At 62.8% G+C, this 18,164-nt stretch carries 23 protein-coding genes; 13 read left to right on the top strand and 10 right to left on the bottom strand.

What is annotated here, in order from left to right; all coding sequences use genetic code 11:
* Positions 1–165: 165 nt before the first annotated feature.
* The 6 genes from FHR96_RS05780 to merT all read right to left on the bottom strand — a co-directional run bounded on the left by FHR96_RS05780 (position 166) and on the right by merT (position 3,905).
* A complete protein-coding gene (locus FHR96_RS05780; protein WP_183386716.1) occupies positions 166–822 on the bottom strand; it encodes a cytochrome c biogenesis protein CcdA in 657 nt (218 codons plus the stop codon).
* Between the two features lie 4 nt (positions 823–826).
* The gene (locus FHR96_RS05775; protein ID WP_183386715.1) at positions 827–1,495 is read right to left on the bottom strand and encodes a MerR family transcriptional regulator; all 669 of its coding nucleotides are present in this window, start codon (positions 1,493–1,495) and stop codon (positions 827–829) included.
* Positions 1,496–1,584: 89 nt separating this feature from the next.
* The gene (merA, locus tag FHR96_RS05770) at positions 1,585–2,991 is read right to left on the bottom strand and encodes a mercury(II) reductase (RefSeq protein ID WP_183386714.1); all 1,407 of its coding nucleotides are present in this window, start codon (positions 2,989–2,991) and stop codon (positions 1,585–1,587) included.
* Positions 2,984–3,241: a mercury resistance system transport protein MerF gene (merF, locus tag FHR96_RS05765; protein WP_183386713.1), complete on the bottom strand. Its 258-nt coding sequence runs from the start codon at positions 3,239–3,241 to the stop codon at positions 2,984–2,986. Before merF ends, merA begins: the two co-directional genes overlap by 8 nt.
* 2 nt (positions 3,242–3,243) lie before the next feature.
* Complete coding sequence (gene merP / locus FHR96_RS05760; RefSeq protein WP_183386712.1) at positions 3,244–3,540, bottom strand: mercury resistance system periplasmic binding protein MerP; 297 nt, start codon at positions 3,538–3,540, stop codon at positions 3,244–3,246.
* Positions 3,541–3,554: 14 nt separating this feature from the next.
* Positions 3,555–3,905 carry a mercuric ion transporter MerT gene (gene merT / locus FHR96_RS05755; protein WP_183386711.1) on the bottom strand — a complete coding sequence of 117 codons (351 nt, stop codon included), beginning with the start codon at positions 3,903–3,905 and terminating at the stop codon, positions 3,555–3,557.
* A 73-nt stretch (positions 3,906–3,978) separates the two neighbouring features.
* On the opposite strand from merT, the gene merR reads away from it, so the two are divergent.
* Positions 3,979–4,419 (top strand): mercury resistance transcriptional regulator MerR, encoded by a 441-nt coding sequence (merR, locus tag FHR96_RS05750; protein WP_183386710.1) that lies wholly within the window; start codon positions 3,979–3,981, stop codon positions 4,417–4,419.
* On the opposite strand, the gene FHR96_RS05745 is transcribed toward merR, so the two are convergent.
* Positions 4,388–4,987 (bottom strand): class I SAM-dependent methyltransferase, encoded by a 600-nt coding sequence (locus FHR96_RS05745; RefSeq protein WP_343066336.1) that lies wholly within the window; start codon positions 4,985–4,987, stop codon positions 4,388–4,390. The two genes, merR and FHR96_RS05745, sit on opposite strands and share 32 nt — an antisense overlap.
* A gap of 658 nt (positions 4,988–5,645) precedes the next feature.
* On the opposite strand from FHR96_RS05745, the gene FHR96_RS05740 reads away from it, so the two are divergent.
* The 10 genes from FHR96_RS05740 (at position 5,646) to FHR96_RS05700 (ending at position 14,365) form a co-directional block, all read left to right on the top strand.
* Positions 5,646–6,137: a cupredoxin domain-containing protein gene (locus tag FHR96_RS05740; protein ID WP_183386708.1), complete on the top strand. Its 492-nt coding sequence runs from the start codon at positions 5,646–5,648 to the stop codon at positions 6,135–6,137.
* A 3-nt stretch (positions 6,138–6,140) separates the two neighbouring features.
* Positions 6,141–6,806, top strand: a complete 666-nt coding sequence (locus tag FHR96_RS05735) for a response regulator (RefSeq protein ID WP_183386707.1) — start codon at positions 6,141–6,143, stop codon at positions 6,804–6,806.
* On the top strand, positions 6,793–8,109 hold the full coding sequence (locus FHR96_RS05730) for an ATP-binding protein (RefSeq protein ID WP_246392806.1): 1,317 nt from the start codon (positions 6,793–6,795) through the stop codon (positions 8,107–8,109). The genes FHR96_RS05735 and FHR96_RS05730 overlap by 14 nt, the downstream gene beginning before the upstream one ends.
* Positions 8,110–8,182: 73 nt before the next feature.
* A complete protein-coding gene (locus FHR96_RS05725) occupies positions 8,183–10,072 on the top strand; it encodes a copper resistance system multicopper oxidase (RefSeq protein ID WP_183386706.1) in 1,890 nt (629 codons plus the stop codon).
* A gap of 9 nt (positions 10,073–10,081) precedes the next feature.
* Positions 10,082–10,852, top strand: a complete 771-nt coding sequence (locus tag FHR96_RS05720) for a copper resistance protein B (protein WP_183386705.1) — start codon at positions 10,082–10,084, stop codon at positions 10,850–10,852.
* Positions 10,853–10,962: 110 nt separating this feature from the next.
* Positions 10,963–11,376 carry a hypothetical protein gene (locus tag FHR96_RS05715; protein WP_183386704.1) on the top strand — a complete coding sequence of 138 codons (414 nt, stop codon included), beginning with the start codon at positions 10,963–10,965 and terminating at the stop codon, positions 11,374–11,376.
* A 170-nt stretch (positions 11,377–11,546) separates the two neighbouring features.
* The gene (locus FHR96_RS05710) at positions 11,547–12,311 is read left to right on the top strand and encodes a c-type cytochrome (RefSeq protein WP_183386703.1); all 765 of its coding nucleotides are present in this window, start codon (positions 11,547–11,549) and stop codon (positions 12,309–12,311) included.
* Positions 12,312–12,543: 232 nt separating this feature from the next.
* Complete coding sequence (locus tag FHR96_RS22330) at positions 12,544–13,170, top strand: YncE family protein (protein ID WP_221195718.1); 627 nt, start codon at positions 12,544–12,546, stop codon at positions 13,168–13,170.
* Positions 13,171–13,224: 54 nt separating this feature from the next.
* Positions 13,225–13,554 carry a YncE family protein gene (locus FHR96_RS22325; protein WP_221195717.1) on the top strand — a complete coding sequence of 110 codons (330 nt, stop codon included), beginning with the start codon at positions 13,225–13,227 and terminating at the stop codon, positions 13,552–13,554.
* Positions 13,555–13,642: 88 nt separating this feature from the next.
* Entirely contained in the window at positions 13,643–14,365 is a 723-nt protein-coding gene (locus FHR96_RS05700) for a cytochrome c biogenesis CcdA family protein (protein WP_035594393.1), read from the top strand.
* A gap of 215 nt (positions 14,366–14,580) precedes the next feature.
* Here FHR96_RS05700 and FHR96_RS05695 read toward each other — a convergent pair whose 3' ends face one another.
* From FHR96_RS05695 to FHR96_RS05685, 3 genes are all read right to left on the bottom strand, one after another.
* Entirely contained in the window at positions 14,581–15,663 is a 1,083-nt protein-coding gene (locus FHR96_RS05695; protein ID WP_052052405.1) for a L,D-transpeptidase family protein, read from the bottom strand.
* A gap of 17 nt (positions 15,664–15,680) precedes the next feature.
* A complete protein-coding gene (lgt, locus tag FHR96_RS05690) occupies positions 15,681–16,502 on the bottom strand; it encodes a prolipoprotein diacylglyceryl transferase (RefSeq protein ID WP_035594395.1) in 822 nt (273 codons plus the stop codon).
* Positions 16,503–16,695: 193 nt separating this feature from the next.
* Positions 16,696–17,001: a hypothetical protein gene (locus FHR96_RS05685; protein ID WP_152561226.1), complete on the bottom strand. Its 306-nt coding sequence runs from the start codon at positions 16,999–17,001 to the stop codon at positions 16,696–16,698.
* Between the two features lie 482 nt (positions 17,002–17,483).
* On the opposite strand from FHR96_RS05685, the gene FHR96_RS05680 reads away from it, so the two are divergent.
* A complete protein-coding gene (locus tag FHR96_RS05680; protein ID WP_035594400.1) occupies positions 17,484–17,837 on the top strand; it encodes a YHS domain-containing protein in 354 nt (117 codons plus the stop codon).
* The gene (locus tag FHR96_RS05675; protein WP_183386946.1) at positions 17,830–18,075 is read left to right on the top strand and encodes a hypothetical protein; all 246 of its coding nucleotides are present in this window, start codon (positions 17,830–17,832) and stop codon (positions 18,073–18,075) included. The genes FHR96_RS05680 and FHR96_RS05675 overlap by 8 nt, the downstream gene beginning before the upstream one ends.
* Positions 18,076–18,164: the final 89 nt, after the last annotated feature.

The raw sequence follows: 18,164 nt of genomic DNA, 5'->3' as shown, positions 1-18,164 counted from the left end.
CTTCCTCCGCTGTGGCTGTCGCTGCCGAACTCATCGCCGCCCCCCTTGATGTAAATGAGGTCATGCGTCGAGGATAGAGGCCGTACTTTGCTACGGGGTCAAGCGCCAATGGGGATCAATACGGGAAGGCACAGAGGCACCGCAGTGGTCGGGCCGGTCGAGTCCTCACATCGAGGAGAAGGCCAGCCACAGGGTCCAGGCCCCGAGTCCCACCAGCACGCCCCCCGTCCAGCGCGGCATGCGGCCGGCGAGGCGCGCGAGGGCCTCGAGCCAACGCCGGCCACGGGCGGTATAGACAGCAAGCACCAGGGGGCTGGAGAGCGCCAGGCCGAACACCAGCAGGGTGGTGGCGCCGAAGATGATGCCCCCACCGGCCGCGGCCCGCGCGGCCGTATCCCCGAGCAGGACCGCCAGCAGAGGGGCGGCACAGGCCGGCACGTTCAAGCCAAACAGCACGCCCAGTCCCAGGCTGCCCGGAGTCCCGGCCAGGCGTGGCAGGAGGCGGTTCACGCGGGTCAAGAGCCAGGGCGCGCCTCCACCGAGATACAGCAGTCCCACGCCTACATAGAGGCTCCCCAGCACGGCCCAGAGAGCGTGCTGAAGCCCCGTGAACGCACTGCCGATCAGTGCCGCGAGCACCCCGAGCCCGGCCATCAACGCGGCCCGGGCCAGGGTGAACAGCAGCGTCTGGACGGCCTGCATCCGACGAGGCAGCCGTTCGAGATGGCGGATGAACAGCAGGTGGCTACCGACCGAACAGGGCTCGACGAAGCCCAGCAACCCGAGCCCGGCGGCCAGCGGCAAGGCAACGGCAATTTCCAAGGCGCTAGTCTGCCTTTGTCACGATGCTTGCCGAATACCCGGCACCGCGTACCGCCTCGGCGAGCTGCTCAGCGGAGGTCTGAGTGGTGTCGACGGCCACCCTGGCCTCGCCGTTCTCATGAGAGACCGAGCACCCCTTGACCCCCGCCTGCCGTTCGAGAACGTGGCGGACGATCTCCGCACAGCCGTTGCAATGCATACCCTCGATCGCGAGTCTTAGTGTCTGCATGTCAGGCTCCTTTCGTTTGGTCGGCTTGCCGGCCAGCCTCTCGTCGTGCTCCAGAGCGTCGATGATGGAACAGCACCGCAATGGTCCCTCGCCGGGACAACGGTCGAGCAGCGTCATTAGCCCTCGGCGGATATGCTGGAGCCGCTCGATTTTGCGATCCACATCCTGGAGTTTGTCGGTGGCTAGCCGCCGAACCTCTCCGGCATCGGTGTCGTGGTCGGTACGCAGCGAGAGCAGCCCGGCGATCTCGCGCAGGGAGAAACCGAGCTCCTGGGCGCGGCGAATGAACTGCACCCGCTGCACCGCCTCATCCGAATAGACGCGATACCCTCCGCCCTCTGGACGAGGCGGCTGTTCGATGAGCCCGCGTCGCTCGTAGAAGCGAATCGTCTCGACCCCGACGCCTACTGCCTCGGCCACCTTGCCGATGGTCATGTCACTCATGTCGGCACCTGCGTAGTTTCCGAAAAGAGTGTACTGGCCGTACCATGGTACGGGGGCAAGGAGTGGACAGGTGCCAGCGACACTTTCCCTCACCCCGCACAGCAGGACAGCTGCGTCACATCCTTGGTGAAGGTCTGGGCGCAGAGCTTGAGGCCTTCCACCATGGTCAGGTAGGGGAACAATTCATCGCCGATGTCCTGCACCGTAATGCGGGCGCGCAGCGCCATCACGGCGGTCTGGATCAGCTCACCGGCTTCTCCCGCCACCGCCTGAACCCCCAGCAAGCGCCCCGACTCGCGCTCGGCCACCATCTTGATGAACCCACCGGTGTCGAAGTTCACCAGTGCTCTTGGCACGTTCTCCAGATCAAGAGAGCGGGTATCCACTTTAAAGCCCTGCCTGACAGCCTCCGCTTCCGTCAGGCCGATGGTAGCCACCTGGGGGTCGGTGAAGATCACCGCCGGCATGGCGCTTAGGTCTAGTGTGGCGTCGCCTTCCGTCATGTTGACAGCGGCCCGGCTGCCACCGGCGGCGGCGACATAGACAAACTCCGGTTGATCGGTACAGTCACCGGCAGCGTAGATGCCCGGTGCCATGGTTTGCAGGCGCTCATCCACCAGAATCGCGCCACGCGCGGTTTCCACGCCGATACGCGCCAGGTTCAGGGCCTCGGTGTTGGGTGTGCGTCCGGTGGCCACCAGCAGTTGCTCCGCCCGCAAGGTGCCGGCGTTGGTCTGCAGGGTGAAAAGCTGGCCGTCATGGGTCACACCGCTGGCTTGGGTCTTCTTGAGCACCTCGATGCCCTCGCGGCGAAACGCCGCCTGCACCGCGTCACCCACGGCCGGGTCTTCCTGAGACAACAGGCGGCTGCGGGCCAGCAGGGTCACCCGGCTGCCCAGACGGGCGAAGGCCTGGGCCAACTCCACGGCCACCACCGAGGCGCCGATGACGATCAACCGCTTGGGAAGAGTGTCCAGTGCCAGTGCGCTGGTGGAAGTCAGGTACGGGGTGTCGGCCAGCCCCGGCACCGGCGGAACGGCCGGACGAGCGCCGGTGCCAATGAAGGCGCGATCGAAGTGGACGGTTTTCTCGCCGCCTTCACTGAGGGCAACGGTCAGGGTCCGCTCATCGATAAACCGGGCCTCCCCATTCAGGACCGTGATGGCCGGATGGTCGCGCAGGATCCCCTCGTACTTGGCGTCGCGCAATTCCTCGACACGTGCCTGTTGTTGCGCCAGTAGCTTCGCCCGATCCACCACCGGCGCCTGGGCACTCACCCCTTCGTCAAAGGGACTCTCATTGCGCAGATGCGCAATATGCGCGGCGCGAATCATGATCTTCGACGGTACGCAGCCGGTGTTGACGCAGGTGCCACCGAGGGTCCCGCGTTCGATCAGGGTGATGCGGGCGCCCCGCTCGGCGGCCTTCAGCGCAGCGGCCATGGCCGCGCCACCGCTGCCGATCACGGCGATGTGCAGCTTCTTTTCATCATTCATGAGGGGAATTCCTGGAAGCGGATGAATCGTGGTGACAGCAGGCGTCGTGTTGATTCTTGCGCCATAACGCATAGAGAGTCAGGCCGATGAAGACGGCCAGAGCAGGAAGTAGCACAACATCGAGATAGCCGGTCAGTGCCGCTAAGCCGAGGGTGCCGAGCAGAATCACCAGGATCGGCGCGAAGCAACACAGCGCCACCAGGACGGTGCCGATCATGCTCACGCGCAGCAAGGTCTCGGGGTTCTTCATGGTCACTCCCGATCCGATTTCGAGGATGTCGGGGTGGAGGGATAGCCGGCGTTGGTGGTGGCCTCGATCAATGCCTCCACGGATGTCCGGGTGTCATCGAAGGTAACCACCGCCTCACGATCCGGATAGCTCACGTCGACCCGCGCGACTCCGTCCACCTTGTTGAGGGCGGCCTTGACGGTAATCGGGCAGGCGGCGCAGGTCATGCCCGGCACCGACAGCGTCATGGTCTGCAGGGCCGCCAGGGCGGGCGTGTTGACCAGGGCGAGTAGCGTGATGAGGGCGAAACGAGCTTTCATGGGAAACTCTCCTTTCAATAGAACAGGGGCAAGACGTAAGGGAACACCAGGGCGATCAGCACCAGTACCGACACCATCCAGAAGATCCCCTTGTAGGCCACTCGGGCTCGGGGGACGGCGCACACCTCATCGGGCCGGCACCTTTCCGCAGGCCGGAAGATCCGACGCCAGGAGAAGAACAGCGCCACCAGCGCGACGCCGATGAAGAGCGGGCGGTAGGGTTCCAGGGCGGTCAGGTTGCCGATCCAGGCGCCGGAAACGCCCAGCGTGATCAGCACCAGAGGACCGAGGCAACAGGCCGAGGCCAGAAGCGCTGCGAGCCCTCCGGCGGCCAGGGGCCCCCGCCCCATTTTCGGTTGCGGCATCACAGGCTCTCCTTTCGTGTCGGTAGTAACTGAGATAAGGTTACTTCCGTAGTCAGATACGGAGTCAAGGCGCATGCAGTGCGAAGCGAATTTTCTGACCATCGGAGGCCTAGCCAAGGCGGTTGGCGTCAATGTCGAGACGATCCGCTATTACCAGCGACGCGGGATACTGCCGGAGCCGAAGCGGCCTCCCGGCAGTATCCGTCGCTATGGCACGGCCGACGTGGCGCGGCTGACCTTCGTCAAGACCGCACAGCGGCTAGGCTTCAGCCTGGACGAGATCACCGAGCTATTGCGATTGGAGGATGGCACTCATTGCGAGGAGGCCAGCACCCTGGCCGAGCATAAGCTGGCGGATGTGCAAGAGAAGATCGCCAGTCTTCAGCGTATCGAGCGGACACTGGCCGAACTGGTACAGGCATGTCATGAACAGGAGGGAAGTATCACCTGCCCGCTGATCGCCTCATTACATGAGGGCTTGATCAACGGGGAGCGGCGGCTCCCCAGAAATTGAAACCGGCAAATCGCGGGACCTTCGGTAGATAGCCCGTTTCCATCTGCAGGATAGCGAAGCCGGCGTGCTCGATGAGCTCGGGGATGGTGCGATTGAGATGGCAGCCACCCGCCACCTTGCCCCACAGAGGGTTGACGCGGTCCTGCCACCGTCGCACGCCCTCATCTGGGGCTATGCCGTGTTCGCAGAACAGCAGTTGGCCACTCGGCTTGAGCACGCGACGCATCTGCTCTAGCGCCCGGTGCCAGTCCGGAATCGTACACAGGGTATAGGTCAGCACCACGGTATCGGCACTGTTGTCCTCGAGAGGGATCTCCTCCCCCGGCAAGTTCAGCCAGCGAACCTCGAACGGCGCCCCGGCGACGTGATGGCGGGCCTTGCGGCGCATGCCCTCGGAGGGCTCGAGCCCCCAAACCAGCTCGACCCGATCCGGATCGTAGTGGGGCAGGTTGAGACCGGATCCCATGCCCACCTCCAGGACCCGCCCCCGCGCTTGCGGCACCACGGCCGCTCGCTGACGATCGACTACCTTGTTACCGCATGCCAAGTGTAGGAGATGGGGCAGCACATATTGCTCGTAACAGAACACCAGGAAATCACCTCTGATACGGCGTCATATGGACCCAGACACTTCGACTGCCCCACCACCTCACCGGCGATAAGCGGGCTATCACCTCGTTTATGGCGGTGCTATTTCTGACCGATGTGGGCTGCCTGTGGATCTCGGCCGCCCTGGTGGCTCTTGCGCTACCACGGAAGGCAACTGGAGAGTAATGAGGGGCTACTTGCCTCCTTAACTAGAATATCATTCATGGCCTCGCGGCTAATGGCGATTTTTTCAACACTAGGCCTAGGCTACAGGCATGATTCTACATACCAGCCTCGAGACGGTTGACATCTCATCGCATGCCACGAAGCCCGGCTAGAACATTGCGTATTCCGACGAACGTGACCAGTGATTCCGTACCTGCCCCACATGCTGCTGGGCCCTGAGACCGCGCAGGTCACCCTGCCGGACACCGCCCCCCTATCCCTAGAGCCCATTCGCTTTGAGCCAGACTGGATGCTACGTCTCCAGCCTGGCCCGATCTTATAACCAGGGGAAGGCTTGCCAGAAACGAGCGCAAGGAGCCACTGTCGATCATTGAGATCGCTCAGCATTCAGCCTCGATTCAGCTTGGTGGCTTAAATATGGGAAGGTCCACAGACCCTAAAGAGGTATCAAGATGCGTAATACACTTCTCGTAGCCATGTTCAGCCTGGCGTCCACCACTGCCCTGGCCGGTGCCGGGCACGGCAGCGACGGCTCACGGGCTGCCGACCATACGGCGATTGATCGCACCCTCTCCTTTGAGGCGGGGGACATGTGGTTCACCCCCGGCAAGCTGGCGATCGCCCCCGGCGAGACAGTTAAGTTCGAAATCACCAACTCTGGCACTCTCGAACATGAATTCGTGATTGGCGACAATGATGAGCAAGCGGCGCATCGCGAGATGATGCGTGACATGGCCTCAGGCGGCGGGCACGACATGAGCGCCGACCATCATGGCGGAGGACACGATGATGCAGGTAACATGCCAGCGGTGACCATCCCGCCCGGCGAAACCGCGACACTGGTCTGGACCGCGCCGCACGACGTCGAGGAAGTGGAGTTTGCCTGCAATATTCCCGGCCACTACGAAGCGGGCATGAGCGGCGATATCCAGATCGAAGGCTAAGCCATGAAGCTATTGCTCCTCGAGGACGATGACCTGCTCAGCGAGAGCCTCGCGGAGACACTGAGCGACCAAGGCTACCGCGTCGATACGGCCACACATCTACGTGTGGCCGATTCGCTGATGCAGTTGGAGGATTACGCGCTGGTCATCTTGGATCTCGGGCTACCCGACGGGTCGGGCCTCGACTTGCTCGAGCGCTGGCGGGAAAACGGGTACAAGCAGCCCATCCTGGCTCTTACAGCTCGTGATACCTGGGAAGACAAGGTCGTTGGCCTACGCCGTGGGGCGGATGACTACCTGACCAAGCCATTCCACGAGGAAGAGTTGCTGGCCAGGTTACATGCCCTGTTGCGCCGCCAGCACGGCAATACCAGCAACGTGCTGAGGGTCAACGGCATCCATCTCGATGAACATCTCCAACGTGTGAGTACCGACGGCAACGCCTGGCAGTCGCTGACGGCCACCGAATTTCGATTACTGCGCTATCTGATGCACCACCCCGATCGCGTTCACTCTAAGCTTCGCCTGCTCGACCAGCTCTACGCCCTGGAACAGGATGCCCCGGCGCCCAACCTAGTGGAGGTCTATATCGGGCGGCTGCGCCGACGACTCGGCAAGGATGTCATCCAGACGCGCCGCGGCCAGGGGTACGTCCTTGCATCTTCTTGATCGGCGCAGCCTGAGAGGTAGGCTGCTCGTCTGGCTGGGCGGGGCGGCCTTCCTGGTGATGGCGATGACCTGGTTGCTGCATGGCATCCTGCTGCGAGACCTGGCCCGTGATTTCCTCGGCGATCGCTTGCGCCAGGAGGCTGCCTACACGATTGAGCGGCTTCGCCAGGAGCCGACCGACCGTCCCCCGCTCACGGCCCCGACGAGCTTGGCGGCACGGGTCTTTCACCATCTCTACGTGCTGCGCTTCGACGGGGAGGTCACCACCTCCCATCCGGCCTGGCTGGAGGTTCTCCATCCGTTTCTTGAGAGTGTCGATGCCTCTCTGATCGACGTTCATCGCCAAGGGAGTCACCTGCTCGTCTATCGTCGAGCCTTCTCTTTCGACGGTCACGAAGGTGTACTACTCGTCGGCGAGAGCTTCGACCGAGTCGAAGCGGGGTTGAGTCGATTGCATTGGTGGATCGGCGTCATTGCTGGGCTCGTCTTGCTGCTGCTCATAGGGTTGAACCTGCTCGCCGTGAGGGCCGGCCTGGGCCCGATCGCGCAGCTGCAGCGACAGCTCGAAGAACTTCGTCAGGGCACACGGGCACGCCTGCAGTTGACGGTTCCCGCCGAGCTCGAGGCTCTGGTCTCACAACTGAACCGTTTCATGGATGCCCAGGAGAACCGCCTGAAGCGCTCCCGACATGCCGTGTCCGACCTCTCCCATGCCCTGAAGACGCCTCTGGCCGCGATTATGCAGGTCATGCGCGGCCAGCGCCCCATCGATCCACCACGGCGGGCCAAGATCCTGGCCCGCCTGGAGGACATGCAGGCGCAGCTGAATGCCGAGCTGCGTCGCTCGCGCATCGCCGGGGCCGACTCCGGCCAGCACACCTGTCCCGAGCGAGAGCTGTCTACCCTGCTGGACATGTTTCGCACCCTCTACCCCGACAAGACCTTCCTGTCCCTCGGCATGCCCAAGGCCGATGCGAGGCTGGCCATGGAGCGGCAGGACTTCATGGAAATGGCGGGAATCGTGCTGGACAACGCCGGCAAGTGGGCGCGCCATACCATCCGCATTCACGCGACCGTCAGCGACGGCTTATGCCTGATGGTGGAAGACGATGGCCCCGGCGTGCCGACAGAGCAGCTCACGCGACTGGGCCAGCGAGGGAGACGCCTCGACGAGGGGCGGCCCGGTCATGGCCTGGGGCTCTCAATCCTGATCCAGCTGCTGGAGCACTATCGGGGCAACATCGAGTTTCAGGCACCGCCCGACTCGGGCCTGCGGGTCACGATCCATATTCCCGCGGCCTGATTCGATATTCAGCCTGGATTCAGCTGGCCACGGCATCATCGACTCCATCCATCGCCTCGGAAAGGAGTCGTGCATGATAAAGGCCAACCAAACGGCATCCCCGCTGACCCGACGCCAGGTGCTCAAGGGCGGCAGCGCCCTGGGGCTCGGCGCCATGGCGCTCAGGCTGTCACCGGCCTGGGCTGCCCCCTGGGGCCAAACCGCGGCATACCCACAAGGCACCGAGCAAGGTCCCAATGTCTCGCTGGCCATCCGCCGTGAGTCGTTTCCGGTAGCGGGCCAGTCGGCTCGCCCCATCAGCATCAACGGCACCAGCCCCGGCCCGCTCGTTCGCCTCCGGGAAGGCCAGGACGCCGTGCTGCGTGTCACCAACCTCTTGGAGGAACCGACCTCCATCCACTGGCACGGCTTGATCCTGCCGCCGGAGATGGACGGCGTGCCCGGCGTCAGCTTCGCAGGCATCGCCCCCGGCGAGACCTTCACCTACCGCTTCCCGGTACGCCAGAACGGCACCTACTGGTATCACAGCCACTCCGGCCTGCAGGAACAGCTCGGCCATGCCGGTCCCCTGATCATCGACGCCGCCGAGCCAGAGCCGTTTCGCTATGATCGCGAACACGTACTGCTGCTGACCGACTGGAGCTTCGAGGACCCTGCGACCATTTTTCATAACCTGAAAATCGGTGAAGGCTACTACAACTTTCAGGAAAGAACGGTCGCGGATTTCTTCGCCGACGTGGAGCGACACGGCTTTGCCGATACCGCCGCCCAGCGCGCCATGTGGGCGGATATGCGCATGAGTTCCCGTGACATCGCCGACGTCACCGGTAGCACCTACACCTATCTGATGAACGGGCAATCTCCGTCACAGAACTGGACGGCACTGTTCAAGCCCGGTGAAACCCAACGGCTTCGCGTCATCAACGGCTCGGCGATGACCTACTTCGACGTGCGGATTCCGGGGTTAACGATGACGGTCGTGGCCGCCGATGGCCAACCGATTCAACCCGTGCCCGTCGAGGAGTTTCGCATCGGCGTCGCGGAGACCTATGACGTCCTGGTCACTCCCGAAGCGAATACGGCTTATACGCTTTTCGCTGAGTCCATGGACCGCAGCGGCTACGCCAGCGGCACCCTCGCGCCCAGGCTCGGCATGACCGCTCCCATCCCGGTACGCCGCCAGATTGCGGACCGAGGTATGGAAGCCATGGGCGCACATGCGGGAATGGACATGTCGGGAATGTCCGATATGCAAGGCATGGACCACTCGGCCATGCAGGGCATGGATAACGCCAAGATGCCCGGCATGGATCACTCGGCCATGCAGGGGATGGATCACGCCAAGATGCCCGGCATGGACCACTCGACCATGCAGGGTATGGATCACGCCAAGATGCCCGGCATGGATCACTCGAGTATGCAGGGCATGGATCGGGGTCACATGGCCGACGCGGCATCCGGCAGGACCGACGGCATGCTTCCCGTGGGCGTGGCCCAGCCAGGCTCCCGCCTCGATCAGCCAGGCATCGGTATCGATCCGGGTGAGCGCCGAGTCCTGGTCTATCGCGATCTCAAGGCACTGCGTCCCTGGCCGGATCGTCGCCCACCAGGCCGCGAGCTCGAGCTGCACCTGACCGGCAACATGGAACGTTACATGTGGTCCTTCGATGGCAAGAAGTTCAGTGAGGTCACGGGCCCCATCCACTTCGAGAAGGACGAGCGCCTGCGGTTGATCCTGGTCAACGACACCATGATGGAGCATCCCATTCATCTGCATGGCATGTGGATGGAACTCGAGAATGGCGCCGGCGAGCTGATTCCTCGCAAGCACACCCTGAACGTCAAGCCCGGAGAACGCCTCTCCGCCTTGATCACCGCCGATGCCGAGGGTAGCTGGGCCTTCCACTGCCACCTGCTCTATCACATGGATGCCGGCATGTTCCGGGTCGTCAAGGTCGCCTAAGGAGGGTTCATGAAAGCCAAAAGGATCGCCGTGAGTCTCGGCACCACTATCGCCATGCTGGCCGCCACCGGCATACAGGCCGAGGACGGTTACGATGCGCCAGCGCACTGGCCATCGCCCATCGTCGAGCATCCACGCGGCTCGCTGCTCGTCGACCGCCTCGAATACGCCAGGCCCGACGAAGGAGACGATGCGCTGGTATGGGACTTTCGCGCCTGGTATGGCGGAGACGTCAACCGGGTCTACCTGAAGGGAGAAGGCGAGAACGTCCAGGGCGATGGCGAGGCCCCCGAATTCGAGAGTCTCGATCTGTTGTATAGCCGTCTGATCGCTCCCTTCTGGGAGCTGCAGGGGGGGATCGGCTATCAGGGGGGCATCGCCACGGATGACCATCTCGAGCGCTACTTTGGCGTCATCAACCTTCAGGGGCTGGTGCCGTATCGCTTCGAGACCGACGCCGACCTGCGCATCAGCGAAGATGGTGATCTCTCGGCAAGCCTGGAGAGTGAATACGATGTTCGCATTACCCAGCGGCTATTCCTTCAGCCCCGCCTGGAGATGGCGGTTTCTGCCGATGAGGTGCCGGAGTTCGGCATCGGCAAAGGCCTGAACTCCGTGCGCACGGGGCTTCGCCTACGCTATGAGTTTCACCGCAAGTTCGCCCCTTACATCGGCGGCTACTGGCAGAAAACGTATGGTGATACCGCCGATATGGCACGAGCCGAAGGCGAGGCCACCGAGGATACCGGGATCGTCGCCGGCATCCGCATGTGGTATTGAACCAACGGCTGCTCCGCCATCCCCATACCGTGACACATGGCACTTTTTTCAGCGTCGTTTCAGACAAGGATTCCATACTCGACCATGTCAACCACACAAGGAGATGCATCATGAAGCGCTATACTACCCTGATCGGAGCCGCCATGCTGGGGCTGTTCTCGGCAGCGACGTTCGCCGTCACCGGCAGCCAACCATCGGAGCCGATGATGTTGGAAGCCGGTGTTTCCGACAACCAACTGATCTCTCAAGTGCCAAAACGATATAGCCTCCAGGTTCAGCAAGCGACGACACTGCAATTGAGTAGCGAGCACCTGGCCAGCGACTCCAGCGAGAACGTCCGCATCCAAGGTCGCCTGTATGATGATGCGGGAAACCTGATCGCTCAGGCTACCGATCCGCGCGGGCACTTCCTGATTACCGAGCGGGTATCTCCCGGCACCTATATCCTGGAGGTCTCGGGCGACGCCATGGGAAGCCCCAACGAGGTATCCAACCGTTACAATCTCCACGTCAACTTTAAATAACCGACCTTTCAGCGGTCTTGATGATAATAGAAAGGCCAGCTTCGGCTGGCCTTCTTTTATCAAAAAATGTTCAGAAGGGTTGGGAATGTGATCTCCACATCAACGCATGGATTCCAGTGACACCCCCATCCCTTTAGCGACCCTCTCAATCAGGAAAAAAAGATCAAAATATGAAGATTTGGCATGGAGTCACCGTCGGCGCAATTGCAATATCGTTCGGCACATTATTCTTTATTTTCGGTGGATTCTACAATGTGTCTGCACAAGATGATCACCACCCCATCGTAGGCTGGTCGCTGCATCAAACCATGGAAAGCTCCGTCAGAGCCAGAAGCAAAGATATTGAAGCTCCTAACCTAGAAGACATGGATATGATAAGACAAGGGGCTAATGCTTATGAATCATTATGCGCGGCATGCCATCTTAAACCCGGCATGAACAACACGGTACTGCGTCAGGGGCTTAACCCTACCCCACCCGACTTTACAGAGATGATAGACAGCTCTCCTGAAGAGCAGTTTTGGGTCGTTAAAAATGGCATAAAAATGACAGGAATGCCAAGCTGGGGAATGACTCATGAGGACAAGGAGCTCTGGGAGCTCGTTGCCTTTATACAAAAGATCCCATCTCTTTCCAACCAAGAGTACAGCAACCTTGTTTCATCCCAAGATGTAGCAACCACATCATCCCATAAGGACGATGGTCACGCTCATGAGCATGGCGATACGAGTGCCATGACGGCACCGCCCGCCACGGATGACGGCCACGACCATGAGCACGGCGACATGAGCGCCATAACCCGCAGCCATCAGGAGCAAGAGGCCGAGTCGGCGCCTGCCGACGACGGCCACGACCACGAGCACGGCGACATGAGTGCCATGACAGCCCAGGACACCACTAGCCACGACGACGGCCACGAGAACCACGACCATTGACACGGCTCTCCGTATCGCGCCCGGTCTCACCACCAGCGCTGGCCCAGGCGGCTGATCAACCGCGGCGAGCAGTGCTACATCGATGCGCTATCTAGTGACACGCCGTGAGCGATGACGTCTGCACATGGCCTGGATCAACAACGGTCTCATGAACGTTGTCCAAGATAGTCCGACCACATGACGACGGTCGCACATGCCCATAAGGGGCCTCAATGCTTAGGAGATACCTCTCATGATGAATGTCCTGCAGCGCCCATGGCTGGCTTTTCTCGTGGCCGGCATGGCCCTCGGCGCCTCGACCGCCGCCATCGCGAACGGCGACCGGGCCTTCGTGCCGCTGGGGTTGGCCAATGCCGTGGATGTCATCGACCTGGACCGGCAGGCGGTGATATCGACCGTCACCGATACGATCAACACGCACGGCTCCGCCCTGACGCCCGATGGTCGGCAACTGATTCTGGGCAGCCTCTCGCCTCATGAGCCCAATACCGAGATCCCACTCACGGAAGACGAGCACGCGGCTCACCATGGCAATGGCGGAACGGTCTCCCGGGAAACCACGAATACGGGGCTTCTTTACGTCGCCGACACGGCCACGAGCCGACTCGTCAGGACGCTGGAGGTGCCCGGGCCCGTGCACCATGTCCTGATCACGCAAGACGGACAGCATGTGGTGGCGACGGGGCCGAACCCGAACTACCTGGTTCAGAATGAAGAGGGAGGGAGCATATTCGTCAGCAACGCCGGTAACGGCACCATCAGCGAGGTGGATCCCCAGCACTGGTTCGTGCGACGGAACATGCGCGTGGGTGGCAGCCCGGAGCATATGGTGCTCTCGAAGGGTGGCGAACGCCTGTAAGTCAACGATGATACCGGGGGGAGAGCCCTGGCGCTGGAGCTTGCGAGCGGGAATGTGGCCGCGGAATACGAGATCGGCGCGGCGCCTCATGGCATCGACCTGAGTCCCAATGGTCAGACGCTCTATGCGACGAGCCAGGGTGATAACCGCCTCGTCAGGATATCCCTCGAGGACGGCACACGACACAGCACCGAGCTGGCGCCGGCCCCTTACCATCTTGCCGTGGCACCCACCGACGGGCGGGTGCTGATCACCAGCCGCGCCGAACCCCAGCTGTGGATCCTCGCCCCGGACTCCCTCGAGGTGTTGCAGACCGTGGAGCTGGGGGGCATCGGTCACCAGATATCTCTCGAGGCATCGCGTTCCAGGTTAACCAAGGAGTAGGTGACCACCGACTCCGCTTCCGCACTTAGGCCGGCGACTCTGACGATCGCCGGCCGATAGCCATTCATTTCACCCGGGTAGAAGCTCTGTGGAAACGCTCTCTTCCATCGGCCTGATCGGCGCCCTCGTCGGCGGGTTGCTGTCGTTCTTCTCGCCCTGCACCCTGCCCTTGCTGCCCGCCTATCTGTCGGTGGTCACCGGCGGCAGTGCCGGCAAGGCGGATCGGCGCTTCGAGGCGTTGCTGCTGAGCACCTTCTTCGTGTTCGGCTTCAGCGTGGTGTTCATCCTGATGGGCCTGGGGGTCACCAGCATCGGCCAGCTCCTTCGCGGCTATCGCCAGGAGCTCAACTGGATCACCGGCAGCATCGTCATCGTGCTCGGCCTGTTCATGACGGGCGTGTTCCGGCTACCCGTCCTGCAGCGCAGCTTTCAGTGGTCGCCCGAGCTGAGAGGGGGCTCCCCCATGGCGGCGACCTTCTTCGGCATCTCCTTCGCCATCGGCTGGACGCCTTGCATCGGTCCGATCCTGGGGGCGATCCTGATGGCCACCTCGACCACCGCCAACGCCCAGGCCGGCATGCTCTACCTGGCGACCTACTCCCTGGGCCTGGCCCTGCCCTTCCTGGCCAGCACCCTGCTGCTCAACAAGTTCAGCCACTACCGGGGCCGTCTCGGCAAGTGGAGTGCCTATGCCCGACCGATCGCCGGCGTGATCCTGATCCTCATGGGGTTGCTGATCGTCTCGGGAACGCTCACCCGGCTCTCCAGCATCCTGGTGGACTGGTTCCCGGCCCTGGCCACGATCGGCTGAGGGCGCCGATCGGCATCCAACCGTCGCGTCTGCTGCGACGTCTCGGCGTATCGCCGCCCACCGTCACGACATATTCTTGGTCACCGCACCAGGCTCGCCCGGCACCTTGCTGAAGGCCATGGCGACATGGCCGCGACCCAAACGACGAAGCCGTCCGTCCACGAGCGTGGCCCCCGGACCAAGCGCGAATCGGATGATGCCTGGCTGCCGGGGCGTCACACTTCCGGGGCTGCGAGAACGGCCTGCTGTCCTCCCAGGTGTTCGTAGAGACCGCCGGCCTCGCTCTCCGCCTCGGCGACCCCGGGGGCGGGGGCCGGCGCCGGCCGGATGGCGACGGCCTGGCCATCGGCGGCATCCAGCACCCCGCGAAGCTGCCGATAGTCGAGTGCCATGGACTCCCCAGCGGCAGACTGACTCAGCAAGGTCAATGCCTCCAGCAGTTGTGCCATGCCGTTCTCCTGCGCCTCCAGCGGCCGGTAGGCCTGCACGTAGGGCGCTCCCTCGTGCCAGCCGGCCTTGATCGGTCGATTGATGATGTGGACCGGGGTGCCGACGGGGACCCGCGCGAAGAGCGATTCGATGTCCTCGGGGAACAGGCGGATGCAGCCACGGCTGGCACGCATGCCGATGCCGTCCGGCCGATTGGTGCCGTGGATGAGATAGCCGTCGAAGCCGAGCAGGATCGCATAGTCGCCGAGGGGATTGTCCGGTCCCGGTGGGACCACCGCGGGGGCCTGCTCGCCACGCGCCGCCGCTTCTTGTCGCACCGACTCGGGCGGGTACCAGGCAGGATTCTCGATGCGCATGGTGGTCTCGGTCTTGCCGAGCGGGGTGTCGAACCCCTCACGACCGATGCCGATGGGATAGGTCTCGACCCGCGGCACCTCGCCCTCCTCCACTTCCGGGTAGTAGTAGAGGCGGAGTTCGGCGAGGTTGATCACGATGCCCTCGCGGGGTACCGGCGGCAGCAGGCGCTGCGCCGGGATCACTACCTCGGTGTCTTCCCCTGGCATCCAGACGCTGAGATCGGGATTGGCGCGACGAATCTCCTCGTATCCCAGGTTGTGCTCGCGGGCAAGGTCGAGCAACGTCTCCTCGGCACCCGCTTCGACGGTGTAGTCCTGCCCGATCAGGTCGCTCCCCTCAGGCAGCGGGTAGTGGCCCTTGGGCCAGTCGGCTGGCACCCCGGCCGCCAGCAGGGGAGCACTCCCGGCGGCAAGCAGCAGCACCGCAGCCCGAAGCCAGCGCCGAGCCTGACGCCCTCCTCTTCGACCAGGTCCATCGGTGTCGATCGTCATGACACTATCCTCCGTCATCAGGGAGCCGATACGGGGCGTTCCGGCTGTCGCGCCTGGCCCACCGGGCTAGGTTGGCGACGTGACCACGCCACCAGCGCCATCCCCGCCACCAGCATCGGCAGCGTCAACAGCTGGCCCATGGTCAGCCAACCGAAGGCGATGAAGCCCAGATGGGGATCGGGCAGCCGGACGAATTCCACGACGAAGCGGAAGATGCCATACAGCAGCAGGAAGCTCCCGGAGATCAGCCCCCGGCGGCGCGGCCGACGCGATAGCCACCACATCACCGCGAACAGCACCACGCCTTCCAGGGCAAATTCATACAGCGCCGAGGGGTGGCGGGGCTCCGGTCCCATGTGCGGGAACGCCATGGCCCAGGGAAGGTTGCTGATTCGCCCCGGCAGTTCGTGGTTGATGAAGTTGCCGAGACGCCCGGCCCCCAGACCGATCGGCACCATCGGCGCGATGAAGTCGGTGAGCTGAAAGAAGCCGAGACGGTGCTTGCGGGTAAACAGCAGGGCAGCGACCAGGACACCGGCCAGGCCGCCATGGAAACTCATGCCCCCCTCCCAGAGCCTGAACAGCCATAGCGGGTTGGCCAGGAACTGTTCCATGCCATAGAAGAGGACATAGCCCAGGCGTCCGCCGAGCACGACGCCCAATGCCCCGTAGAAGAGCAAGTCGCCGATGTCGTCCCGGCTCAAGCCCAGCCGGGGAGCGCGGTAGCGCCCCAGCAGCCATGCCGCGACGAAGCCGACAACGTACATCAGGCCATACCAGTGGACCTGCACCGGCCCGATGGCGACGGCAACCGGATCGATCTGAGGATACTGCATCATCTTGTTTCCATCCCTGTATGGAAAGGGGAGTCAACTGCCACATCGGCAAAAGGAGGGCTCATCGGCAAGGCATCATCGGTAACCCTTGGCGTGGCCCCCTTGTACGGCGCCAAGCGTCACGACCGCATTGAGCCACGACGTCGCCATGAGCAATCGCCGAGGGTGAACGGGGGGATACCTGGCAGGAGGTCGTTCAGGTGCGCGGCGGGCGATCGAGGCGTTCGGGGAGTGCCCGCGGCCAGAACGTGCTCCGGACCGGGGCCGGCGGCAGGGGGACAGCAGTCAGGGAACGGGTGAGCCACATCACGGCGTCGCAGTGTCCGCAGGGTGCACTGCAGATTGTCAGCCCACCCTGCTCATCGGCCGCTTCCGGCATGACCGACGCCAAGTCTAAAGCCGACTCGACCACACAGGCATTTCCGGCGTGATTTTCGTCCGCCATGACGACACCCGGCATCGCGATGCTGATACCCAGCAGGATGCACAGCAGCCATGTCATGACAGAGCGCGGCATAGGCGTCGCCTGGTTCCAGAAGCGCAGATTTCGACATGAGTATTTCACGCTGCCAGCACAGGTCACAACCTCGATGCGGCCCCGAGGTTTGCAGCGCCATCCGAGCTGATGAGGGTCAATAGGTACTGTACTGCCTTGGAAGGCATGTCCTTCCCCAGGAGCCCTGCTGCATGGCCAGGCATGTGCTCTTCCCCAGCCGTCCATGCGGCAGGCTACCGCGTAGCCTCGCCTTGACGCTGGCTGCATCTCGTACCGCAAGCCACCGCCAGGCGGCGGGGCACGCCACTTTTTCAGCATTGACTCAGCTTTGCTGCATATCCTTTGACAACCTCCGTGACGACGAGAGGCATAGGGTATCGCCTTCGGTCCTGACCACTGCGTCACACCTAGGTTCTAGCCTTACTCTGGATGGCTTCTCGGCATGACGAAGACACCGGGCCCGATAATGAAATAGCAGGAGAGAGTCCATGAATGAGCTCATATATTTCATGCTCTGGGCGGGAATCATCTTTCTGATGATGCGCTTCGGCTGCGGTGCTCACGTGATGGGTCATGGTCGTGGCAAGGCCAAGCATGACGAGGGGGCACCAGAGAGGCAGGCGACCACCGAGAGCCTGCGCTGGACTCCGCCAGCCGAGGACGTCGACCCCGTCTGTGGCAAGACCGTCGATACGGCAGGGGCAAAGCCGAGCGTTCACGATGGGCATGTCTATTACTTCTGCTCGCGTGACTGCCGGGAACGCTTCGAAGCCGCGCCCGAGCACTATCTCGCCGCTGAAGCCAAGAGCCCACCCGCCCAGCCGGAGAACGAACATGCCTGACATCGATACTGCTTCGACGGCCAAGCCCAAGCCGCATCATGCGCTCCCCTTGCCGGGTCAAGCCGTGCCGCGGATCCCGGTGATCGCACTGGGTATGAGCCTGGGTCTGTTCCTGGCCGTGACCTTCATCCTATGCGTCGGCTTCGGCCTGCTGTTTCCCGATCGGGCGATGTATGAGAGCTGGCTGCGATTGCTGCCTGGCTTCACCTGGTTGAGTTGGCCAAGTTTTTTCGGGTAAGCGGATTAAATGGTTGATCTTACCTTTGCATGAGAGTGAGACAGACCGGCATCTCATCGGATTATCTGGTTGATGCTTCACCTACTGCT

The sequence above is a fragment of the Halomonas organivorans genome, assembly GCF_014192055.1.
In the GTDB taxonomy this organism is placed as follows: domain Bacteria; phylum Pseudomonadota; class Gammaproteobacteria; order Pseudomonadales; family Halomonadaceae; genus Halomonas; species Halomonas organivorans.
Note: the sequence above shows the minus strand (reverse complement) of the source record. Positions and strands in the feature narration are given on the sequence as shown.

Bases quoted from the DNA above. Each gene is read 5' to 3' on its own strand.
- FHR96_RS05775 (WP_183386715.1), bottom strand. From the start codon at position 1,495: ATGAGTGACATGACCATCGGCAAGGTGGCCGAGGCAGTAGGCGTCGGG.
- merA (WP_183386714.1), bottom strand. From the start codon at position 2,991: ATGAATGATGAAAAGAAGCTGCACATCGCCGTGATCGGCAGCGGTGGC.
- merF (WP_183386713.1), bottom strand. From the start codon at position 3,241: ATGAAGAACCCCGAGACCTTGCTGCGCGTGAGCATGATCGGCACCGTC.
- merP (WP_183386712.1), bottom strand. From the start codon at position 3,540: ATGAAAGCTCGTTTCGCCCTCATCACGCTACTCGCCCTGGTCAACACG.
- merT (WP_183386711.1), bottom strand. From the start codon at position 3,905: ATGCCGCAACCGAAAATGGGGCGGGGGCCCCTGGCCGCCGGAGGGCTC.
- merR (WP_183386710.1), top strand. From the start codon at position 3,979: ATGCAGTGCGAAGCGAATTTTCTGACCATCGGAGGCCTAGCCAAGGCG.
- FHR96_RS05740 (WP_183386708.1), top strand. From the start codon at position 5,646: ATGCGTAATACACTTCTCGTAGCCATGTTCAGCCTGGCGTCCACCACT.
- FHR96_RS05735 (WP_183386707.1), top strand. From the start codon at position 6,141: ATGAAGCTATTGCTCCTCGAGGACGATGACCTGCTCAGCGAGAGCCTC.
- FHR96_RS05725 (WP_183386706.1), top strand. From the start codon at position 8,183: ATGATAAAGGCCAACCAAACGGCATCCCCGCTGACCCGACGCCAGGTG.
- FHR96_RS05720 (WP_183386705.1), top strand. From the start codon at position 10,082: ATGAAAGCCAAAAGGATCGCCGTGAGTCTCGGCACCACTATCGCCATG.
- FHR96_RS05715 (WP_183386704.1), top strand. From the start codon at position 10,963: ATGAAGCGCTATACTACCCTGATCGGAGCCGCCATGCTGGGGCTGTTC.
- FHR96_RS05710 (WP_183386703.1), top strand. From the start codon at position 11,547: ATGAAGATTTGGCATGGAGTCACCGTCGGCGCAATTGCAATATCGTTC.
- FHR96_RS22330 (WP_221195718.1), top strand. From the start codon at position 12,544: ATGATGAATGTCCTGCAGCGCCCATGGCTGGCTTTTCTCGTGGCCGGC.
- FHR96_RS05695 (WP_052052405.1), bottom strand. From the start codon at position 15,663: ATGACGATCGACACCGATGGACCTGGTCGAAGAGGAGGGCGTCAGGCT.
- lgt (WP_035594395.1), bottom strand. From the start codon at position 16,502: ATGATGCAGTATCCTCAGATCGATCCGGTTGCCGTCGCCATCGGGCCG.
- FHR96_RS05685 (WP_152561226.1), bottom strand. From the start codon at position 17,001: ATGACATGGCTGCTGTGCATCCTGCTGGGTATCAGCATCGCGATGCCG.
- FHR96_RS05680 (WP_035594400.1), top strand. From the start codon at position 17,484: ATGAATGAGCTCATATATTTCATGCTCTGGGCGGGAATCATCTTTCTG.
- FHR96_RS05675 (WP_183386946.1), top strand. From the start codon at position 17,830: ATGCCTGACATCGATACTGCTTCGACGGCCAAGCCCAAGCCGCATCAT.